Origin of the sequence: Solibacillus sp. FSL W7-1472, assembly GCF_037969775.1 — a bacterium.
Lineage (GTDB): Bacteria > Bacillota > Bacilli > Bacillales_A > Planococcaceae > Solibacillus > Solibacillus silvestris.
The window spans coordinates 212,501-234,683 of the sequence record NZ_CP150208.1 but is presented as its reverse complement, the minus strand read 5'-3'; the positions used below and the strand labels follow the sequence as shown (position 1 = coordinate 234,683).

15 protein-coding genes, 14 tRNA genes and 2 rRNA genes (1 of these 31 only partly in view) are annotated in these 22,183 nt (G+C 40.7%); 8 read left to right on the top strand and 23 right to left on the bottom strand.

All coding sequences use genetic code 11. The features are described 5' to 3' along the window. The first annotated feature begins 12 nt into the window (after positions 1-12). Both MKY07_RS01195 and MKY07_RS01190 read left to right on the top strand, forming a co-directional pair. Positions 13-570, top strand: a complete 558-nt coding sequence (locus MKY07_RS01195; RefSeq protein WP_339263537.1) for a TetR/AcrR family transcriptional regulator — start codon at positions 13-15, stop codon at positions 568-570. Positions 571-694: 124 nt separating this feature from the next. Then, positions 695-1,657 (top strand): fumarylacetoacetate hydrolase family protein, encoded by a 963-nt coding sequence (locus tag MKY07_RS01190; protein ID WP_339263536.1) that lies wholly within the window; start codon positions 695-697, stop codon positions 1,655-1,657. 47 nt (positions 1,658-1,704) lie between these two features. On the opposite strand, the gene MKY07_RS01185 is transcribed toward MKY07_RS01190, so the two are convergent. After that, complete coding sequence (locus MKY07_RS01185) at positions 1,705-3,552, bottom strand: SLC13 family permease (protein ID WP_339263535.1); 1,848 nt, start codon at positions 3,550-3,552, stop codon at positions 1,705-1,707. 318 nt (positions 3,553-3,870) lie between these two features. Between MKY07_RS01185 and MKY07_RS01180 the strand changes: the two genes are divergently transcribed. Beyond that, entirely contained in the window at positions 3,871-5,361 is a 1,491-nt protein-coding gene (locus MKY07_RS01180; RefSeq protein WP_014824979.1) for a catalase, read from the top strand. A gap of 292 nt (positions 5,362-5,653) precedes the next feature. On the opposite strand, the gene MKY07_RS01175 is transcribed toward MKY07_RS01180, so the two are convergent. Together MKY07_RS01175 and MKY07_RS01170 are read right to left on the bottom strand one after the other, a co-directional pair. Next, positions 5,654-6,583 carry an AEC family transporter gene (locus tag MKY07_RS01175; RefSeq protein WP_339263534.1) on the bottom strand — a complete coding sequence of 310 codons (930 nt, stop codon included), beginning with the start codon at positions 6,581-6,583 and terminating at the stop codon, positions 5,654-5,656. A gap of 232 nt (positions 6,584-6,815) precedes the next feature. Then, a complete protein-coding gene (locus MKY07_RS01170; protein WP_339263533.1) occupies positions 6,816-8,570 on the bottom strand; it encodes an S-layer homology domain-containing protein in 1,755 nt (584 codons plus the stop codon). A gap of 142 nt (positions 8,571-8,712) precedes the next feature. Between MKY07_RS01170 and MKY07_RS01165 the strand changes: the two genes are divergently transcribed. Together MKY07_RS01165 and MKY07_RS01160 are read left to right on the top strand one after the other, a co-directional pair. Next, positions 8,713-9,774, top strand: coding sequence for an S-layer homology domain-containing protein (locus MKY07_RS01165; RefSeq protein ID WP_339263532.1), 1,062 nt, complete (start codon positions 8,713-8,715; stop codon positions 9,772-9,774). A gap of 141 nt (positions 9,775-9,915) precedes the next feature. Then, complete coding sequence (locus MKY07_RS01160; RefSeq protein ID WP_339263531.1) at positions 9,916-12,069, top strand: leucine-rich repeat protein; 2,154 nt, start codon at positions 9,916-9,918, stop codon at positions 12,067-12,069. A 42-nt stretch (positions 12,070-12,111) separates the two neighbouring features. On the opposite strand, the gene MKY07_RS01155 is transcribed toward MKY07_RS01160, so the two are convergent. Next, positions 12,112-13,107 (bottom strand): MBL fold metallo-hydrolase, encoded by a 996-nt coding sequence (locus MKY07_RS01155; protein WP_339263530.1) that lies wholly within the window; start codon positions 13,105-13,107, stop codon positions 12,112-12,114. A gap of 129 nt (positions 13,108-13,236) precedes the next feature. Then, positions 13,237-13,746, bottom strand: coding sequence for a DinB family protein (locus MKY07_RS01150; RefSeq protein WP_339263529.1), 510 nt, complete (start codon positions 13,744-13,746; stop codon positions 13,237-13,239). 52 nt (positions 13,747-13,798) lie between these two features. Here MKY07_RS01150 and MKY07_RS01145 point away from each other — a divergent pair, with 52 nt between their 5' ends. Beyond that, complete coding sequence (locus MKY07_RS01145) at positions 13,799-14,560, top strand: IclR family transcriptional regulator (protein WP_014824986.1); 762 nt, start codon at positions 13,799-13,801, stop codon at positions 14,558-14,560. Between the two features lie 29 nt (positions 14,561-14,589). Here MKY07_RS01145 and MKY07_RS01140 read toward each other — a convergent pair whose 3' ends face one another. Beyond that, positions 14,590-15,804, bottom strand: a complete 1,215-nt coding sequence (locus MKY07_RS01140) for an FAD-dependent monooxygenase (RefSeq protein WP_339263528.1) — start codon at positions 15,802-15,804, stop codon at positions 14,590-14,592. 239 nt (positions 15,805-16,043) lie between these two features. On the opposite strand from MKY07_RS01140, the gene MKY07_RS01135 reads away from it, so the two are divergent. Continuing rightward, a complete protein-coding gene (locus MKY07_RS01135) occupies positions 16,044-16,994 on the top strand; it encodes a fumarylacetoacetate hydrolase family protein (protein ID WP_008407937.1) in 951 nt (316 codons plus the stop codon). A 57-nt stretch (positions 16,995-17,051) separates the two neighbouring features. Further along, positions 17,052-18,176: a cupin domain-containing protein gene (locus MKY07_RS01130; RefSeq protein ID WP_008407936.1), complete on the top strand. Its 1,125-nt coding sequence runs from the start codon at positions 17,052-17,054 to the stop codon at positions 18,174-18,176. A 415-nt stretch (positions 18,177-18,591) separates the two neighbouring features. Here MKY07_RS01130 and MKY07_RS01125 read toward each other — a convergent pair whose 3' ends face one another. From MKY07_RS01125 to MKY07_RS01045, 17 genes are all read right to left on the bottom strand, one after another. After that, on the bottom strand, positions 18,592-19,014 hold the full coding sequence (locus tag MKY07_RS01125; RefSeq protein ID WP_065217558.1) for a hypothetical protein: 423 nt from the start codon (positions 19,012-19,014) through the stop codon (positions 18,592-18,594). A 114-nt stretch (positions 19,015-19,128) separates the two neighbouring features. Further along, positions 19,129-19,200 (bottom strand) — tRNA-Glu (locus MKY07_RS01120). Positions 19,201-19,202: 2 nt separating this feature from the next. Then, positions 19,203-19,278, bottom strand: a tRNA-Asn gene (locus tag MKY07_RS01115). A 9-nt stretch (positions 19,279-19,287) separates the two neighbouring features. Beyond that, positions 19,288-19,364: transfer RNA gene (locus MKY07_RS01110), tRNA-Ile, on the bottom strand. Positions 19,365-19,370: 6 nt separating this feature from the next. Next, positions 19,371-19,446, bottom strand: a tRNA-Phe gene (locus MKY07_RS01105). Positions 19,447-19,456: 10 nt separating this feature from the next. Next, positions 19,457-19,532, bottom strand: a tRNA-Asp gene (locus tag MKY07_RS01100). A gap of 26 nt (positions 19,533-19,558) precedes the next feature. After that, positions 19,559-19,651 (bottom strand) — tRNA-Ser (locus tag MKY07_RS01095). A gap of 19 nt (positions 19,652-19,670) precedes the next feature. After that, a tRNA-Ala gene (locus tag MKY07_RS01090) sits at positions 19,671-19,746 on the bottom strand. A gap of 8 nt (positions 19,747-19,754) precedes the next feature. Beyond that, positions 19,755-19,831, bottom strand: a tRNA-Pro gene (locus MKY07_RS01085). A 23-nt stretch (positions 19,832-19,854) separates the two neighbouring features. After that, positions 19,855-19,931: transfer RNA gene (locus MKY07_RS01080), tRNA-Arg, on the bottom strand. Positions 19,932-19,958: 27 nt separating this feature from the next. Beyond that, positions 19,959-20,047 (bottom strand) — tRNA-Leu (locus tag MKY07_RS01075). A 4-nt stretch (positions 20,048-20,051) separates the two neighbouring features. Next, a tRNA-Gly gene (locus MKY07_RS01070) sits at positions 20,052-20,126 on the bottom strand. A gap of 50 nt (positions 20,127-20,176) precedes the next feature. Further along, positions 20,177-20,252, bottom strand: a tRNA-Lys gene (locus MKY07_RS01065). A 6-nt stretch (positions 20,253-20,258) separates the two neighbouring features. Then, a tRNA-Thr gene (locus tag MKY07_RS01060) sits at positions 20,259-20,334 on the bottom strand. Positions 20,335-20,343: 9 nt separating this feature from the next. Then, a tRNA-Val gene (locus MKY07_RS01055) sits at positions 20,344-20,419 on the bottom strand. A 9-nt stretch (positions 20,420-20,428) separates the two neighbouring features. Further along, a 5S ribosomal RNA gene (gene rrf / locus MKY07_RS01050) occupies positions 20,429-20,544 on the bottom strand. A gap of 113 nt (positions 20,545-20,657) precedes the next feature. Next, positions 20,658-22,183, bottom strand: a 23S ribosomal RNA gene (locus MKY07_RS01045) (it continues 1,403 nt past the right edge of the window).

Sequence of the window (22,183 nt, the reverse complement as noted above, 5' to 3'; positions counted from 1 at the left end):
GAGGAATTGTAGATGATTACATCTAAAAATCGTACGAAGCATTTATTATGTAGTGCTTTAATGACTTTACTAAATAACCAAAAGCGTTCATTTGAATCGATTACCATTAATGAAATCTGTGAACAGGCTATCATACACCGGACAACATTTTACACCCATTTCTCGGATAAATTTGCCCTGTTTCAATATTTATACCGCGCTTTAACAAAGCAACGTATGAACTATTCGATTGTCGAACGTATTTACGAACCATTTCGTATCTCTGCTGAGCTAAAACAGGTGCATGCTTTACATATTGCCACCGAATTAACAAGAAAATCAAAAACGATGAAAGACTTCATTGAACCGTTAATGTATGAAGCGATTTCTCTAGATTTAAAGTCCATGCAATATACAACGAACCTCAACATCCCTGAACAATTACTTATTGAACATTTACGTGCCACTTTACTTACACTGGATCACTACTGGATACAGGAGGCAAATCATCTTCAGGCAATGGAAATTGACCACTATTATCAACAATTAATTAAGCCGATATTTAAAACAACGCACCATTCGCATTCCTAGGATGCTGCGGGAAACTTTCATTAATTTTTACTGATTTTCTATCGCAAATCCATTAATTAACCACTAACTATTTCCAAAATTTTAAAATAAAATGACGGTAATCTATTATTAAGGAGGGGTTTCAATGGGAATTAAATTAGTACGCTTTCAGCAAGATGATGCGAATCAATGGGGTGTTTTAGAGGATGAACTTTATGTAGTCAACGGTTCTTACCGAACATTACGGGATATTTTAACAACGGGTATGGAGGATGTTGTTACTGCTAAACAAACAGGTCAAATCGTCAATCCATCTGACATTACCATTCTTTCGCCTGTAACAGATGATGCAAATATTTACTGTCAGGGTACAAACTACAGCGCACACCGTGTGGAAGCCGGTTTTTCACAGCAAAAGCCGCCATATAATCTACTATTTACTAAGGCACCAAGTACGTTAACTTCTGCAACAGCAAATATCGTATGCCCTGCACATGTTCGCTTACTCGACTATGAAATTGAGCTAGGCATTATTATGAAGCAGGATGTAACGGAAGCGGTTGTAGTGACGGAGCATAATTTAAAAGATTATATAGCAGGTTTCGTTATTACGAATGACGTTTCCGCACGGGATGTACAAATCGTTGAACAACAATGGTTTAAAGGAAAAAGCTACCGCGGCTTCTGCCCTACTGGACCGTATATTTATTTACTGGAAGACGGCGAAATTGATTATTTAGAAAGGCTAGAGCTCCATTTATCTGTAAATGGTGAAACGCGCCAACAGGTGAAAACAGATCAGCTATTGTTTAAACCGACTGAAACATTAACCGAAATGTCGAGTATTTTTGATTTGAAAACTGGTGACCTTATTTTAACAGGTACTCCTGCTGGTGTAGGTCTACGTCTGAATGCTGAGATTTTAGGAATCATTTATGATAACTCCATCCCTTATGAAGAAAAAATAGAGGCGTTCTACAATTCTCAAAAAGATAACGGCTATTTACAGCCTGGTGATGTGATGCGCCTTGAAATTAAAAGTGAAGATGGTGTCATTGATTTAGGCTTACAGGAAAATAAAATTGTACAGGCTGTTACAATAAAATAAAGAGGTATTTGAATGACAATCCCATTCAAATACCTCCTTTATACCGACTAAAATGGAAACAGCAACGGTACTGCAATCATCATGACGATAAACATAATAACCTGTAATGGAACACCGACTTTGACGAAATCCATAAATTTATAGCCGCCCGCTGTTAATACAAGAGAGTTTGTCGGAGATGCAATCGGTGTCGCAAATGCCATACTAGCAGCAGTTGCTACCCCTATCATAAATGTATACGGGTTCGCATCCATAGCAAGTGCTGCAGTAATGGCAATCGGCGAAAACAGTACCGCTGTCGCAGTATTACTAACAAATTGCCCGAAAACAACTGTTAATAAATAAATCCCCATCAATACACCATATGATCCGAAATCTCCGAGCAAACTGATAATCCCTTCCGCGAGAATCGTCATTCCCCCTGTCTTCTCGAGTGCTGTCGCCATCGGAAGCATTGCCGCTACGAGCACAATACTTTCAAAGTTCATTTTGCTGTAAGCATCATCCATATTGCGCAGACAGCCTGTAATAATCATAAGAACGGCCCCGATTAATACAGCAATTACGGCGTCAAACACTTCAAATACCATGAGTCCGATCATCAGCAGCATGATGATACCAGCAATCGGAGCCTTTCCGTTTGCTGCAATTGCTCCCGCTAACTCGCGTGGCTGCCCCACTACGACAACATCATGCGTTTCTCGGGACAACAGCTCGATTTCATCCCATGTTCCCTGCACTAAAATCGCATCTCCAAAACGCAGCTTCTGGTCGGCCATGTTTTTCAATAAGTAGTCACCTTTACGGTTGATTCCCAGAATATTTAAATTGTACTTTTCACGGAATCCAATTTTACTGACAGATTCCTTAATAAGACGTGACTGCGGTGTTAGCAATACTTCCGCTACACCAATTTTTTTCGTGACGAGCTCTTTTGCATGATCTTCGAACGGCTGAACCGTCAACGCAAAATCATGGGCAAACCGTGCTACATCATCGGCAAAACCTTGAACATACAATTCATCTCCTACATGAATAACACTATTCGGACCCGCAAGTTCCTGGTACGTCATCGGCCTTAAATTAAGCCCTTCCTGCACAGCACCGTGTTTTATTTTCATAATATAAATATGATAGGTTGCCGGAAGTTTCAAATCAGCAAGCTTTTGTTCCGAAATGGTCGAATGCTCGCTTACGACTACGCGGAACAATTTATCATGTATATCATATTCCTTGGCAATTTTTTTGGGAGAAAGCTTATACCCCGCACTTGATTGCGAACGGTTATCTTCATTCGGCAACAGCACATTGCGTACTAATACTAAATAAATAATGACGGTAATCGTTGCGATAATTCCGATTGGAGTTATCGTAAAAAATCCTAGTTTTTCAAAGCCGTGATCAACGAGTGTTTGCGAAGCAATCAGGTTTGTCGGCGATGCAATTAATGTCATCAGCCCCGACATGCTCGCAATGTAGGAAAGCGGCATTAAAAATTTGGACGGGCTTACTTTGATGCTGATTGCTATCGAAACTACAATCGGCAGCATTAATGCAACCGTACCTGTATTGCTCATAAACGCCCCGACAATTGCGACAATGACAAGAAGCAAAATGAAGAGACGGAGCTCATTATCCCCCGACCATTTCAAAAGAAGGTTTCCTGCCATTCCTGCAAGACCCGTCCTTAAAATACCTGCCCCGACAACAAATAGTCCTGCTATCATAATGACGACAGAATTCGAAAACCCTGCCAGCGCTTCAGCGGGAGTCAAAATATTTAATATGACAAATGATAATAACGCCATTACTGCGACAAGATCTGCCCGCAATCGATTCGTCGTAAATAGAAGTATCGTAACTGCTAAAATAATAAAAGTTAATGTTAGTTGCATTCTTATGTCCTTTCGTAAAGTAATTGCCTCTACTATATAGGTAATAATAGAAGAACTACCCATATTTGTCGATAAACAAGTAAAAAGTGGTTATTGACCAAAAATTGTGGAGCAATCTTTATCTTTCTAAGCTGGAAAAAGGTATAATTTACTAGAAAACTATATTATCGGAATTTTCATTAATATCCATATATAATAACCAGTTCTTTAATATAAAGATTCCTTAAAAAGAATTATTATAATCTAGTAGAAATTATGATTTAGATTTGTTATATTATTTATGAAGAGTTTTTCAAAAAGATTTAGGAGGAACTATACATGACAAACGAACGTTTAACAACAATTACTGGTGCTCCAGTAGTATCGAACGATGATTCGCAAACAGCTGGTCGCCGTGGCCCAATCTTATTACAAGACGTATTCCTAATTGAGAAATTAGCGAATTTTAACCGTGAAGTAATTCCTGAGCGTCGGATGCACGCAAAAGGTTCTGGTGCATTCGGTACATTTACTGTAACGCATGACATCACAAAATATACAAAAGCAAAAATTTTCTCTGAAGTTGGTAAGAAAACAGAAATGTTCGCACGTTTCTCAACTGTAGCAGGTGAGCGCGGTGCGGCTGATGCTGAGCGTGATATTCGCGGTTTCGCATTAAAATTCTACACTGAAGAAGGTAACTGGGATATGGTTGGTAACAACACACCTGTATTCTTCTTCCGTGACCCATTACACTTCCCGGATTTAAACCACGTAGTTAAGCGTGATCCAAAAACAAACATGCATAACGGCAACTCGAACTGGGATTTCTGGACTTCATTACCAGAAGCTTTACATCAAGTAACAATCGTAATGTCTGACCGTGGTATTCCGGCAGGTTACCGCAACATGCACGGTTTCGGATCTCACACTTACTCAATGATCAACGAAGCTGGCGAACGTGTATACGTGAAATTCCACTTCCGTACACAACAAGGTATTAAAAACCTGACTGGTGCAGAAGCTGCTGAAATTATCGGTAAAGACCGTGAATCTTCACAACGTGACCTATTTGATTCAATCGAAAAAGGCGATTTCCCGAAATGGAAAATGTACATTCAAGTGATGACTGAAGAGCAAGCTCGCAACTCTAAGGACAACCCATTCGACTTAACAAAAGTTTGGTACAAATCTGAGTACCCATTAATAGAAGTTGGAGAGTTCGAATTAAACCGTAACCCGGAAAACTACTTCGCTGATGTTGAGCAAGCTGCATTCGCTCCATCAAACGTTGTACCTGGTATTTCATTCTCACCAGACCGTATGCTGCAAGCTCGTTTATTCGCATACCAAGATGCAACTCGTTACCGTTTAGGTGTTAACCACCACCAAATTCCAGTAAACACACCAAAATGCCCATTCATGGTATATCACCGTGATGGTCAAGGTCGTGCTGATGGAAACCGTGGTTCTGCAATTACTTACTATCCAAATAGCTATGGCGCATTACAAGGTCAAACACAATATAAAGACCCTGCATTAGCTCTTGATGGTCCAGCTGACATCTACGACTTCCGTGAAGATGACAACAACTACTTCGAGCAACCAGGTAAATTATTCCGTCTTCAAACGCCGGAACAGCAACAACGTTTATTCGAAACAACTGCTGCAGAAATGAACGGTGTTGAAGAATTCATCAAACGTCGTCACATTTTACACTGCTACTTAGCTGATCCAGCGTATGGTGAAGGTGTAGCGAAGGCAATGGGTCTTTCATTAGATGGTATGGACCTTTCAAACCCATACTCTAATACGGTAAGTATGTACTAAGATGTTACTCTATGAATTTAGCTTCTTGCTCAAATTGTTAAATTCACTAGCTTTTCATTAATTTAGTGGTTACTAGATTACGAAAGCGTTATTGATATCCAACTTTAATCGCTTACAGCCGCAAGTATCTGAGGGGATACTTGCGGTTTTTTTATATACAAAAAGGGCTGCCACATAACCCAAAAACCCATTTTTCTCAATGAGAAAAATGGGTTTTTTAGCTGTGCGTAAAAATATCCGTTTCGTTTTAACCTTTTCCAATCAAACTTTTAATCCTATTTGATTCCCTTTTCTAAGCAAATAAAATCGTCGATAAATAAATAACAAACGTCACGGTTAAACAGCTGATAATTGTTGAAAACAGTACTGTCTGGGCAGCTGTTGCCGATTCAATATCATACTCCAGTGCTAAGCTGGAACTGTTTCTCGATGTCGGGAATGCACTTGCGATAAATAGCGATTGTGCCACTACTCCGTCCAGACCCAATGCAAAAATAATAACAAGTGCTGTTGCAGGGCCGACTATTAATCGTGTAAAGCAGCTGACAAAAATCGTTTTATTGAACATCGAGCGCATTTCGATTGTAGAAAGCTGCGCACCTAATGTTATAAGTGCAACCGCCACAAATCCGTCTGCAATATGCTCCAGCGGAATACTAAACGTTTCCGGGATCGGTACACTAAAATAATTTAATGCCGCACCAATAATTAGCGCATGAACGATCGGCATTTTCAAAAAGTCCCGGACAATCGCTAATCCTGATTTTGTTGATGAGATTAAATTATACAAGCCATATGTATACGTCGTCATATTTTGAAAAATAACAAGAATAACTTGAATCGCTACCCCGATCGGCTGGGTTGCGAAAATCATTTGTGCAACCGGGATCCCATAGTTACCGGAGTTTATAAGGACAACACTGTTTTTAAAAACAGCCGCTTCCTTTTTATCAAGTTTTAACAACTTTGTGAGCAGCTGGCTTAACAGCATTTGCGCACCGATAAACAAAATAATAAAAATCGTAATTTGTCCAAGCACGCTCATTTCAATAGATGTTTCATAAATATTGATAAATACCGCAGCCGGCATGAAACAGTATGTAATGAGTTGGGATAATGCTTTAAGGTTAAACTGAAACTTGCGCTGTAAAATAGCACCTATAATAAGTAAAATTAAAATCGGTGCAACAATTTTGAAGAAAATCATCGATAAATAGACCATGCGAAAACTCCTTTTGTGCATGTGTGCTGTAGTAGTTAATTATAGCGTATTTGTAAAGGAATTGTCAGAAGTTCCTACGGATTTTTCTGTTTTCAGCTTAGCAGTCAAACCTATTATTGCTAATTTTCCATTCTGTGCGAGACATACCCAAAAACCCCCTTTTTCTTTGTGAGAAAAAGGAGGTTTTTTCGATGTACGTAAAAATTGATTTCCACTCCGGGACCAATCAATTTTATAAATAGTCGATTGCTATTAACGCATTGTAAATAAGTTCGGCAAACTCGCCGCGTGATAATGTTTTCTCAGGACTAAATGGACCTTGCCCATCGACAACACCAAACAGCTCTAGAATTGCAATGCTTTGACGCGCTTCAAATGTCAGGTTTGCAATATCCGTATAGCTAATGTTTAATTCATTGTATACTTTCGCCAAATCCTGATTTAAATAGCGGTACATGTTGGCAATAATAATGGCTGCTTCTTGCTTTGTCACCGAAGCATTAGGTGTAAAACGGCTCGATGTTGCACCACTCATGATGCCTGCTTCCAATAACCCCTGGACTAGTTTTAATTGCTGCGCATTTGCTATATCCAGATATTTCGATTTGGCGTTACTTGATAAATCCAGTGCCGATGCAATCATTACCGCTGCATCCAGTTTGCTTACTTGTTTATAGGTTTGAACTAGACGGCTTTTCGTATTAAATAGAATGCCGCGCTTTGCCAGCTCTCGAATTGCACGTCCTTGGTCATTGTTTGGAATATCCGTATAAAAAACGCTGCTATTCGCTGCTTTAAATGTACCACCTGTGGCTGTACGGATAATGAATTTCGAGCCATCTACCTTAAATGATGCCGGTGATGTACCAGTTGATAGAACACGTTGAATTACTTGTGAAGTATTCGCCTTTAATTTAGAGACCGGAACATGAACTTCTACTGTATTTTCAAAAGTTTTTGCACGATTTCCTTCTGTAAATTGGATGTTCAGCTGATTATTCGCCACATTTACTGACACACCAACATTAGCTGTAGAAGACTTTATTTCCGATGTAGGAATAACGATTTCAATATCTCCCGCTTTTAAACGCATATTCCGGTCTGTAATATTTTTCACTTGAGAAGTGGTAATTTGTGTTGTATAGCGGCCATTTTGATAGATCATCGTTTCATATTGTGACCAAGTTGGCGTTTTTGGAATCGTTGTCGCAACTGTATTTGAATCATCCGGAATGTAAAGCGGATCATATGCCGGCTTCTCAATGACTACTCCGCCCGGCTTTATTTCATGAATATAATCAGGATAATACGTATACACAAGCTCAATATAATACGGATCTCTCCACATTGTTTCAAGACGAACAAGCTTTTCCAAAGCTGTTACATGTCTTTTCGCTTCTGCCGATAAGTTGTTGTATAGTGACCGGGCTCTCGCAATTTCCTGTGTCGTCGAGCTGCGGCTAATATCGTTCATATATATATCAAATGCGTTGGCATCAAGCTTTGCCTGTTTCACAACAGTATTTTGATAAATAATATAATTCTCGCCGTCAATTAAAATGTGGAGGTTTATTACAGATGACTTCGCAAGGTCACTCAGCGCATTGTACGCCATACGTATACTTTTAATTTGTGCTTCTGTATATTTCATTTTGTCGATACGATTAATACGGTCCATCACGACTTTCGCTTCTTTTTCAGCTTGTGCCTTTTGAACAGCTAACCGGCTTTCGAAGTATTCAAGGTTTGTAACTACTTGTTTCTCAATTAGCTTTTTCGACTCGCTGTTTAATGCATCATATGCTTTTCGTGCTACACTGATTTCAGTAGGCGTCGACTCGTCGTTTAACGTTTGAATCATTTCTCTGACTTTATCTGCTGCGACAATATCAGGCGCAGCTGCCCCCTCTGCCTCCACTTCCCCTATCATCCCAATACTTACCGGGATTGCGGCCAATGCAGCTAGCATTAACTTTGATTTATTCATATGGATCACTACCTATTCTCATTTTATATACCATATCTATTATATCGGCTCTTATCCCATATTTTAGAATAAAAAGTAAGTGGAAACTGGAGGTAGTCATGGTAAAGTAAAAATAATCCAATTATAAAGAGGAGGTTTTTTTATGAAACGCTTCTACTTCACAATTATCTCTATTATTGTAGGGCTGTCTTTTTTTATTTCTCCAACCAACTCGGTGGCAGCGAAGCAAGTGTTTAAAGATGTCCCGACAAACCATTATGCGTATGACGCAATTAAATGGGCATATGATTTTAATATTATAAACGGCTATGCTAACGGTACATTCCGTCCAAACCAACCCGTCACAGAACAACAATTTGCTCAAATTTTAGTTAGCTATTTTGATTTGGAACCTGTCTCGGAAGAACTGGATAAGTTCACAAAGAAAGAGATTCCATCCGATGCAAACTATAATACGCTTGCCGCCTATCAAGTACCTTTAAACGGCTATTTCCATAACGGTATTCGAGGTGCAGCTGTAAAACGGGGAACTGTTGCACAGGCGATTGCCTATATAGCGGATGGACAAACGACTTTAAATAAAGCAATCCGTTTTTTACTGGATCATAATATTTCTAACGGACAAAACGCAAAGTATGAGCAAACTAACTTACAGCATTTTTTCGGTACAACAAATAATTTAACACGTGCACAGCTTGTTCTGTTTTTCTATAACATGCAAAATAAAAACTTCTTTTATCGTTCTGACATGGCAGAAGAGAGCTTTGCTAGTAATAGCCCGCTTTATGAACGTGCTTCTTCCGCCCGCAGTATGCTTGATAAATCATTACGCACAGGTGCAAACTGGTCCCCTACCGCCGACAAGAAGCCAAATAAATCTTGGAATGGCGAGTATACGTATTTTCATACTTACGGTAAAGGGGACCTTGATTCAAAGGGGCGTGTATTAACAATCTCTAATAGTACGAAAACCGGTTTCCAATTGACCTATTATACGTATGACGGCTGGGCAACCGGCACGATTGAAGGAACAGCAACATTCACAACCGATACAAAAGCGCGGTTATCCAAAACAGCGGATGGTGATCGATGTGTTATTGAATTCGAACGGCTTACTAATAAGACAATTAAAACAACCGAGTTTTATTGTGAAGCCGGCCGTGATCAAGGAACGACATATAGTGGAACGCTCACTTTAGAGTAGCAAAAAGGTTCTTGTCTAATAAGGTGGCAGGAACCTTTTCAAGTTGTAATTTACCACTAAAAAATATTTATTTAATTTTGAAACTTATTTCCAATTAATCCGTCTGTACGTTAATTCCAAAATAAAGAAAGGATTTAACCTATGAAAAAAATCATTATTACCTGTGCGTTAATGCTCGTTTCTATTATCGGATTTTGCAGTTCTGCAACTGCTGCACCATATGAGACATACAAGAATTTCTATTATGTAATTTTTACAGCTGAAAATGGAAAACAAGAGGTACGAATTATTGGCTCTTCTGCACCGAAAGACTTAACTATTCCCGAAACAATCGCCGGCTTTCCTGTAACGGAAATTGCGGATAATGCTTTTGCGATTGATACAGAATGGTTTAATTATGATGCGCCTGATTATGAAGAGAGAATCGTCCATACCGTTAGTTTTCCGAAAACGTTGAAACGAATCGGTGATGGAGCATTTATAAACAACTCCCTTCAAAACGTTACATTACCAGCCGGACTTGAAGAAATCGGGACAGAAGCTTTTATGGGGAATTCCATTTCATCCCTTACTGTTCCAGATTCAGTCACAACAATTGGTTCATCAATCGTCGGCACTCTATATAGTGAGCGTAATGTAGAGGTGATTTTACCTGCTCATTTACAAAGTAATCAGGACCACCAATATGAAAATTTATATTATGCCATTACGGAACATAACGGGAAGCAGGAAATTAAAATTACCGGCTTTGACGAAAATGCAGGCGCTGAGTCGTTCAATATTCCGGCTGCCATCAATGGCATTCCCGTTACCGAAATCGCACCATTTGCCTTTACAACTAAACACTCCATCATTCCGGCTACTAACAAAGCAATGAATAAAGAGCCATTTAGTGTAACATTGCCAAATACAATTCGTGTTATCGGACCTTATGCATTTGCATCCGTTAATTACGATAAAAATAAGCCGCTTCAACTCCCTGCTAGTTTGGAAATAATCGGCAACAATGCGTTTAGCTTCAGTGATAACATATTTGGAGGGAAAACTCTTGTCTTACCGAACAACTTGATAAAAATCGGTAAGGAAGCATTCAGCAGGAATAAAATTGCCGGCGTCTCGATCCCGGACTCTGTTACGCACCTTGGCAAAAAAGCCTTTTACGCAAACCGCTTGTCCCAAGTAAAAGTAGGCAAAGGCATTAAAACCATTCCAGACTTTGCTTTTGCAAACAATGCAATTACAAGTTTAACTTTACCGAATTCATTACAGACAATTGGCCACAGTGCATTCCAGTACAATAAGCTGCCGCGCCTATCATTACCGAACAGCGTAACAAATATAGGACAATATGCATTTAACTTTAATAGTTTGACAGCATTAATGTTGTCAGATGGTTTAAAAACTATTTCGGCCAATGCATTTGCGAACAATAAACTAACAGATGTAACGATTCCAAAATCAGTCGTGGCCATTGAAAGTTTCGCTTTTCATACAAATAAACTTAAATCTGTGAAATTCCCGGCAACATTAAAGCTAATTGGTGACCAAGCTTTTGAAACAAACGAATTAACATCGCTAACACTCCCGGAAAATGTGCAAAGTATTAAGTACGGAGCCTTTAGCGATAATAAATTAACTAAAATCACCATTCCGTCAAAGCTAACTGTGATTGAAAGCTTTGTGTTTGCAGATAATAAGTTAACTAAAGTGACGATTCCTAAAAACATTAAAGTTATCGAACAATATGCATTCATAGACAATGCTTTAACATCTGTTTCATTAAAATACGGGTTAACATCAATTGGCCAGCATGCCTTTGATATGAACAGGTTAACTTCTCTTGTCATACCGGACAGTGTAACAGCGATGGGACCGTATGTATTTGCTAATAACAAATTAAAATCAGTCCAAATTTCTAAAAATATAAAAGTATTGAAAGAAGCTGCGTTTGCGAACAATGCGCTGAGTTCGATTACGATCCCTTCGAAAGTAACGACAATCAGCAATGGTGCTTTTTTCAATAACAAGCTAACAAAGCTGACAGTTCCTGCAAATGTCCAGTCAGTAGAGTTCAGTTCAGTGCTTATGAATCCGCTGAAAACCATTACATTACAAGGTAAGAAAACAACGATTATTAAATCCGCCGACATTAATAAAGCATCTGCTAAATATGAATTTGGTATCAATACAAAACCGCTGAACAATCTTTATACAACGAGTAAGTATACAAAAGCTTTCGCAAAATGGAATCAACCTCAAACGACTCCGACGACACTTTATGTGAGATGGAAATAATACGCTATAACAAAAACAGCTGCCTCTCCCGGGCAGCTGTTTTCATTGATCAATCAAACTTGTAACTGAAAAACACCAATCCCCGCCCCGCAACTCACGCACAATTAAACCGCGCTGTTCTGCCAGGAGCGTTAATCCGATAATTTCAGAAATTATAAATGTAAAATACTTCGCAAAACGGGCACCATAGATTGCTTCTCCTAATTGTTTCGCCGTATGATTTCCTTCACTAATTTTGGATACAACCTTTTGCAGCTTGTATTCTATTTTACTTAAGCTTTTATCCATCACTTCAATCAAGTTTTCATAAATCTCTTTATGTCCGGCAAATACGGTGCGCACATTGTATGCTTTCATTTTCTCAATCGAGTCTATATATTGGCTAATCGGGTTCGTTATGTCTCCTGATTCGTCATGATCGATTAAAGCATTCGTCATACCAGTAGCCAATAAAAAGTCCCCCGCGAATAGCCATCCTGTCTCCTCATCAAACAAACAAATTGAATCCGGTGAATGCCCGGGAGCAGTCATTACGCGTAATCCTCCGATTGCTTGCCCGTCTTCCAGTTTCATTATCGGCGGATAGATCATCACCTGTTCTTTATTTTGAAGGGTATTCTCCATTTTTGCCATTCGTTCACGGGCAAATTCCGAGACGCCGTATTGCTCATACAACTCATAGTAAAAGCTAAGCTTCTGCTGTAAATAATCATCCTCACACTTCAAACGAGGAATGGCAATTTCACTGGCGTAGACAGAAATCCGGTAATCATTCGTAATCTGATTTACTACCCCGATATGATCATTATGAAAATGAGTTAAAATAATACCGGTAATTTGATTAATTTCTATATTATATTCTTTCAATTTCCGATAAAAAAACTGCTCAAATCCCTCATTTTTAATGCCCGCATCGATTAAGGTATAGTCTTCTCCATTTTGGTAGACATAACAGTTAATACTCCCCAATCCACTATAGTCAGAAGGGAAAATAATCGGATAGACTGCTTTATTCCCTGTTTTTATTATTGCATCCACTTTTCCACCTGCTTCCACTGTTTTATACGCAGAAAGGGCATGCCCCGAAATCCATTCCAGACAGCCCTCTCTATTGTATCTTTATAATACCTTACTATACGCACATCAAACAGTGGATACTTCCGACTCTTACTCTACTTTTTGCGGCTGTACCAATTCTAAATGACGCTGCATCTGCCCTACGTGACTTTCAGTATGCAAAATAATTAGATGGTTGATTAAAAATGATAACGGCTTGCCATCAAAATTCGGGTTGTAGCTAGGTGCAGTTTTTTCTAAATCTTCCTGTTGCACTTTTGCAAAGCTTTCGTTCACTAAAGGAATGAGCGCATTGAGCCTTTCAATCGCTTTTTCCTTTGAAACAGTCGCTACATAATTTTCATCTACCGCCGCTAAACGACGGACATGTTCATGGTTACGTCCCCATTTCGCTCCTGGTACGACTAGGAGTGCCTCTAAGTCAGCTACCCAAAACTCGATTGCTTCGATGATGTGTGTAGCGATTTGCATAACCGACCATTTTTCTTTGGACGGTTTTTTATACAGCACTCCCGTCTCTGTTATACTTATTAGATCAACCATACTATTGATGCTTTTCTCGAAACTTTCAAACTTCTTTTCCATAACATTAGTTTTCATGATATAATCTCCTTATTTTGAATGACTTTTTAAGAAAGGTGAATAGAATACTATGTCAAGCAGTACTACAATCGGATCATTAGCATTAGGTATTCAAATTATCGATGTCGTTGCGCAAAGCGACCACCCACTACGTTTTTCCGATATTCAGGAACAAACAGGCATTTCTAAAAGTAATCTCTATAAATATTTAAATACACTTATCCAGTTAGATTTGCTTTATCGTGATCAAAAGACCGGTAGCTATTCACTCGGCTATAAATTTTTGGAATACGGGAATGCTGCCATGCAAAACGACGATTTTATCGAACGCCTTACACCCTATTTTAAAGAACTTAGCAATCTCACAAATATGACGACATTGCTATCGCTTTGGGTAAATGATTCCCCGGTTATCACAAATATTTGGAATACGAATTTTGGCTTAAGTATCGGTGCGCAAGTCGGTACGAAACTGCCGATTAATTCATCTACAGGAAAAATTTTTGCGGCCTATGCTAATTCCTTGGAAATTACGAACTGGATTGAAGCTCAGCAAAATGAACTTGCCAATTTTGATGTTGCGGCTTTTCAACGCGAGCTGAAAGGAATTCGCAAAAACGGGTTTTCGTTTGCACATGAGCCTCTTGTCCGTCATGTTTCCTCTATCGGTTTACCAATACTCAATTACAAAAATGAGCTTGTCGGTGCCATCACAGTTGTTGGCTTTGAAGAGGACGTACCTACAGACACTTCATCTGAAATGATGCAGCAAATTATTGATATGAGTAAAGAAATGTCGACTGTATATGGCTTTAAAGAGAAAGGGAACTAATCCCCTTTCTCTTTTTATTTTTCCGTTATTCAGCTCTTAACTTCACTTTTGCGTGTGTTGAAGTAATTATATAAAAAGTCTGCTACTTCATAGTTTGTTTCCTTGTGGCTGCCGAATAAATGATCACGTAATAACACAAGCGCACGGTCAAGATCGTCAGCTGTATCGGCATGAATAATTTCACCCCAGCGACGCGCTGAATTTTGTACCATTGCTGAACGCGGTTGGCGCTCTTTCTGGTAGCGTAAAAATGCTTCATTGTACGTTGCTTCATTTTCTAAAGCTTCTCCTAATACATATGCATCTTCAAGTGCCTGTGCACCGCCTTGCGCTAAATATTGAAGCATCGGGTGAGCTGCATCTCCCAATAGTGTTACATTTTCATCTGTCCAGTTTTCTATTGGCAGACGGTGGAACATCGGCCAGCGGAATTGAGTCGAAATATACTTTAACGCACGCTCTACATCCGGATGTGCACCTTCAAAGCGTTGTTGCATTTCTTCCGGAGTACCCCAGTCGCCTTCCGGTTTATAGTCATATGTTTTGAAAACAACGACTTGATTATATAACTCACCGCGACGAACAGGATATTGTACTAAGTGTAAGTTCGGTCCAATCCACATAATCACATCATCCATTGCAATATCGCCTTCAGCAGTAATCTCTTCAATCGGTAATGTCCCACGGTATGCTACATATTCCGAACAGATCATTTCGTCTTGAGAAAATAGCTTACGTACATTTGATTTAATACCATCTGCCCCGATTGCTGCTTCTGCTGTATAGGACTCACCACGTTGGTTTGTAATCGTTACTTGACCTGGCGTTTGTGATACTGTTTGGATTTGCTCATCGTTTTTAAATGAAATACGGTTATTTTTCAAACATGCTTCATATAAAACACGGTGTAGATCCGAGCGGTGCAATACAACGTACGGCTGCTTGAAACGCTCCTGGAAACCGTCAGTCAAATCAAGTACAGCTAATTCCTTTGCCGTATAAATATCTTTTAGCACTAAGCGCTTCGGTACGACCGCTACATTCAATATTTCTTCTTTAACACCTAATTGGTCCAATACATGCAGTGCGTTAGGTGCTAATTGGATACCTGCTCCTATTTCTCCGAATGCAGGTGCTTGTTCTAATACTGCTACCGTTTTATCTGTGCGTTGTACTATTGAAAGCGCTGTCGCTAAACCGCCAATTCCCCCACCAACTACAATTACATCACTAATATTTGTCATATCATTACCTCCGATTCTATAAATAGAGAACTTTGTTTACTTATAATGAAAATGTAACGTAAAAGAGAAACATTTGTCAATAATATTTCTAAATTTACTGATAATTAATTGATTTTAATAGGTCCTAAATCACTTATTTAAAAGATTTTTCTGAAAAATATTGACTTTACTACCTAAAGTACTTTATATTTTCTTTAAATAGAGAACTTTGTATTCTATTTCGATAAAGGGGGATAACTATGAAATTAGTCAACTATACAGTGAACGGTATTACACGTGCTGGAGCGATTGTGAAGGAACAAGTAATCGATTTAAACCATGCTTTTGAAGCAAAACTTCAAGCAGAAGGTGAATATCGTTATAAGGAGATTGCCCATGCTTATGTGCCGGCAACTACAGATGGTATTTATGAAGGCGGGAAAAAATCTATTGAATTGGCGCAACAAGCTGTCGACTTCATTTTAGAGAATCCAAATGCTTCTATTACAAAAGCGGTTTTTGATCGTAACGAAGTACATGTTGGAGCACCAGTATTAAATCCAGGAAAGATCATTTGTGTAGGTCACAATTACCGTGAGCATATTCTGGAAATGGGCCGTGAGCTACCAACACATCCAGTTATTTTCGCTAAATTTGCAAATACACTTTTAGGGCCTGATGATGATATTCCATTCTATCCGATTTCTGAACAGCTTGATTATGAAGCAGAGTTTACATTTGTTATTGGCAAACAAGCCCGTAATGTTTCAGAAGAAGACGCCCTGGATTACGTAGCCGGCTATACAATTACGAACGATGTGACTTATCGTGATATCCAACGTCGTACATTACAATGGCTGCAAGGTAAAACAGTAGACGGTTCTGCACCGATGGGACCTTATTTATTAACAGCTGATGAATTACCGGATCCATCAGGGTTATCTGTTGTATTGACAGTGAATGGCGAAGTACGCCAGCAAACGAACACGGCTAACTTAGTATTTTCTGTACAAAAGCTAGTTGCTTTCCTTTCTAACTTAATGACATTAGAGCCGGGTGATGTAATTTTAACAGGTACTCCAGGTGGTGTTGGGGTTGCAATGAATCCTCCGACTTTCTTGAAAGACGGCGATGTTGTCCGCATCGAAATTGATAAAGTTGGTGCTCTGGAAAACAAAGTAGCAGCTGCAAATGTGCCAGTTAGTGTATAACCTTCAATACGGTCTAGTATTCTTTATGCACAATTACTATTAAAGGAGTGAAGATGTATGGCAGGAGTATCAGAAGAAGTAAAAGAGTTTATGAAAAGTGACACGGTAAAGGATTTTACGAAAGATATTGAACAATATCATTTAGGTCCACTTTGGGAAGCCATTCCGGAAATTATGAATCATACACCAAAGCCACAAGCACAAGCTTACCTTTGGAGTGATGAACTAATTAAAAAGAAAATGGGCGAAGCAGCACAAATCTTTACACCAGATCGTGGTGGAGAACGTCGTGCAATCTATTTCCAAAATCCAGGATTAACATATCGTCAGCCATGGGGTTGGGCATCTACTACACAAACGATTTACGTAGCGGTACAAATGCTGTTACCGGGTGAAAAAGCCCCATCTCACCGTCACTCTCAATCAGCATTGCGCTTTATTTCTGAAGGACAAGGCGCCTACACAATCGTACAAGGCGAACGTATTTTCATGGAGGAAGGCGACTTTTTAATTACACCTAAAGGTTTATGGCACGGGCATGAACACGTTGGCGATGAGCCGATGTTATGGACAGACGCGCTGGATATCCCGACTTTATACGGAATCGGCGGTACTTTCTTCGATCCTTATGAAGGCGGTTTACAAGAGCCGAATATTCCGGATAACTTCACGGAAAAGCGTTATCGTGGAGGAATGGTACGACCTGTCGGAGATGACAAGTATACAGTAGCACCACTTGCCAACTATAAATGGGATCGTACGGTTGAAGGAATTAAAGGCTTAATGTCATTTGATCCGGACCCGCATCATGGTTTTGCTGTTGAATATATTAATCCTTCTACAGGTAAAGCAGCCAACCCGACATTAGGTACACGTATGCAGCACTTACCAGCTGGCATGCATACAAAAGCTTTACGCCATACGCATTCTACTGTTTATCAGGTGCATAGAGGTGAAGGCTATACAGTTATTAACGGTACACGCTTTGACTGGAAAAAAGGCGATTACTTTGTCGTTCCAAACTGGGCTTGGTATGAGCACTATGCTTCAAAAGATTCGTACTTATTCTCTGTAAACGATATTCCGATTATGGATCGTTTTGAATTAGAGATCGAGCAAGCGTATGAGTCGAATAATGGTCACCAGGAAGTGACTGGAGAATTTAAAGCTGCATTCCGTTAATGCAGCATCTATAAAAATTCTGCCCAATTTTTATAGAACGTAAAATTCTTCATTTTTAATCACATAGTATAACAATTGAACTTTGAACAATTTTCCACGCATCCCTTTTATAATATATCTCAAAAAAACATCCTACATCGATAAATCGTCCATGCCGAAAGCGATTTGTCTGTAGGATGTTTTTTATTAAAGTATAAAGTTGTAATAGCTGTATGATTTACTATTTGTATCGCTCATTACAGCTGGACAGTCTACCAGGTAACCTTCATTTTTATTGATGGCCCTCCCTTTACTAAACAAAAGGCTCTGTTAAATTTAATTGTTGATTTTGAAATAAATAATTAGAGGAGCTCAGCAAATTAAGTTCCTCTAATTATTTTCCTTTCATGACAATACTCATACTCTAATTTAACCTTTAGTTTTCTACACGAATAAAGCACTTTTCATATATTTCAATGGCTTCAATTTGTAAATCATTTAAATTAATCTTCAATTCAACTTCAAGGTCTTCATTTTCTTCTCCGTCCCAGCAGATATATATTTCACAAATATCACCTTTCGGGAGCAATTCTTTTAGAGAATGACATAAATTGAGAAATTTTTTTTTAGATTTTTCATAGTTATGTGGAGAATAAGCCTTATTATAGTCCGTCAATTCCCAAATAGGATTTGCAAATTGTAAAATCTCAAAGATATAGGGTGTCGTAAAATGCTTTTGTTTAACTATGTTAAGATGTTCTGCATCGGGGTAAACATAGTCAACTTCATATTCATGTTCTACATCACCTTCATTTAGTTTTATCGGAAAATTAAAGCCTATATAGGCTATCATACTCATTTCTTCAAACTCCTTAACATTCAGTATTTCAAATAATTCCCTATGTTGAATTCATTTTTAAAATAACAAAAAACACATTGCAAAATCTGCAATGTGTTTTCTTTCAAGTGTATATGACCCGTACGGGATTCGAACCCGTGTTACCGCCGTGAAAGGGCGGTGTCTTAACCACTTGACCAACGGGCCAATGGCTCCGAAGGCAGGACTCGAACCTGCGACCTGCCGGTTAACAGCCGGATGCTCTACCAACTGAGCTACTTCGGAATAATACTATGGTGGGCCTAAATGGACTCGAACCATCGACCTCACGCTTATCAGGCGTGCGCTCTAACCAGCTGAGCTATAGGCCCATAGTATGGTGGGTTTGGACGGAATCGAACCGCCGACACTTAGAGCTTCAATCTAATGCTCTACCAACTGAGCTACAAACCCATAAAAAAAATGGCGGTCCCGACCGGGATCGAACCGGCGATCTCCTGCGTGACAGGCAGGCATGTTAACCGCTACACCACGGGACCAACATCTAAAGTAAAAATATTAAAAATGGAGGAGGTAGAGGGATTCGAACCCCCGCGCGGTGTTACCCGCCTGTCGGTTTTCAAGACCGATCCCTTCAGCCAGACTTGGGTATACCTCCAAAGGGAATAAAATATAAATGGTGGAGCCTAGCGGGATCGAACCGCTGACCTCCTGCGTGCAAGGCAGGCGCTCTCCCAGCTGAGCTAAGGCCCCATAAATAATGGTCGGAATGACAGGATTCGAACCTACGACCCCTTGGTCCCAAACCAAGTGCTCTACCAAGCTGAGCTACATTCCGAATATGTCAGTAAAAATATATTATGGCGCGCCCGGCAGGAGTCGAACCCACAACCTTCTGATCCGTAGTCAGACGCTCTATCCAATTGAGCTACGGGCGCGCATTATTAGAGATAAGAATTATAAAATGGTGCCGAGGGCCGGAATCGAACCGGCACGGTGATCACTCACCGCAGGATTTTAAGTCCTGTGCGTCTGCCAGTTCCGCCACCCCGGCATTTTGGAGCGGAAGACGAGGTTCGAACTCGCGACCCCCACCTTGGCAAGGTGGTGTTCTACCACTGAACTACTTCCGCAAAATGCTTAAGATTTATTTATTCTGACAGTATGTATAATTTTATAAAACTGGTGAGCCATGAAGGACTCGAACCTTCGACCCTCTGATTAAAAGTCAGATGCTCTACCAACTGAGCTAATGGCTCTCTAAATGGTGCCGGCGAAAGGAGTCGAACCCTCGACCTACTGATTACAAGTCAGTTGCTCTACCAACTGAGCTACACCGGCATTTAGAAATGGTGGAGGATGACGGGCTCGAACCGCCGACCCCCTGCTTGTAAGGCAGGTGCTCTCCCAGCTGAGCTAATCCTCCAATATTCTAGCGAAGCGACGTCCTACTCTCACAGGGGGAAGCCCCCAACTACCATCGGCGCTAAAGAGCTTAACTTCCGTGTTCGGTATGGGAACGGGTGTGACCTCTTTGCCATCATCACTTCACTATTTTCGGCTTCCAATTCACGGCGCTATCCTTTAGCTTGTGTCTTGAAACCCTTAGAAAGATCATTCTTTCAAAACTGGATAAACGTTTCATTGAATTTGTGCAATAAAATGTGGTTAAGTCCTCGACCGATTAGTATTCGTCAGCTGCATGCGTCACCGCACTTCCACCTCGAACCTATCTACCTGATCGTCTTTCAGGGGTCTTACTTACTTGCGTAATGGGAAATCTCATCTTGAGGGGGGCTTCATGCTTAGATGCTTTCAGCACTTATCCCGTCCATACATAGCTACCCAGCGATGCCTTTGGCAAGACAACTGGTACACCAGCGGTATGTCCATCCCGGTCCTCTCGTACTAAGGACAGCTCCTCTCAAATTTCCTACGCCCACGACGGATAGGGACCGAACTGTCTCACGACGTTCTGAACCCAGCTCGCGTACCGCTTTAATGGGCGAACAGCCCAACCCTTGGGACCGACTACAGCCCCAGGATGCGATGAGCCGACATCGAGGTGCCAAACCTCCCCGTCGATGTGGACTCTTGGGGGAGATAAGCCTGTTATCCCCGGGGTAGCTTTTATCCGTTGAGCGATGGCCCTTCCATGCGGAACCACCGGATCACTAAGCCCGTCTTTCGACCCTGCTCGACTTGTAGGTCTCGCAGTCAAGCTCCCTTATGCCTTTACACTCTACGAATGATTTCCAACCATTCTGAGGGAACCTTTGGGCGCCTCCGTTACTCTTTAGGAGGCGACCGCCCCAGTCAAACTGTCCGCCTGACACTGTCTCCTACCCCGCTAAGGGGCATGGGTTAGAAGTTCAATACAACCAGGGTAGTATCCCACCGACGCCTCCTTCGAAGCTGGCGCTCCGAGATCTCTGGCTCCTACCTATCCTGTACAAGTTGTACCAAAATTCAATATCAGGCTACAGTAAAGCTCCACGGGGTCTTTCCGTCCTGTCGCGGGTAACCTGCATCTTCACAGGTACTATAATTTCACCGAGTCTCTCGTTGAGACAGTGCCCAGATCGTTACGCCTTTCGTGCGGGTCGGAACTTACCCGACAAGGAATTTCGCTACCTTAGGACCGTTATAGTTACGGCCGCCGTTTACTGGGGCTTCAATTCACAGCTTCGCTTGCGCTAACCGCTCCTCTTAACCTTCCAGCACCGGGCAGGCGTCAGCCCCTATACGTCACCTTACGGTTTTGCAGAGACCTGTGTTTTTGCTAAACAGTCGCCTGGGCCTATTCACTGCGGCTTCTCTAGGCTATGCACCCAAAGAAGCACCCCTTCTCCCGAAGTTACGGGGTCATTTTGCCGAGTTCCTTAACGAGAGTTCTCTCGCACACCTTAGGATTCTCTCCTCGACTACCTGTGTCGGTTTGCGGTACGGGCACCTCTCACCTCGATAGAGGCTTTTCTTGGCAGTGTGAAATCAGGAACTTCGCTCATACGAGCTCGTCATCACAGCTCAACGTTAAAGTATGCGGATTTGCCTACATACACGCCTTACTGCTTGAACACGCGCAACCAACGGCGTGCTTACCCTATCCTACTGCGTCCCCCCATTTCTCAAACGGTGAGGAGGTGGTACAGGAATATCAACCTGTTGTCCATCGCCTACGCCTATCGGC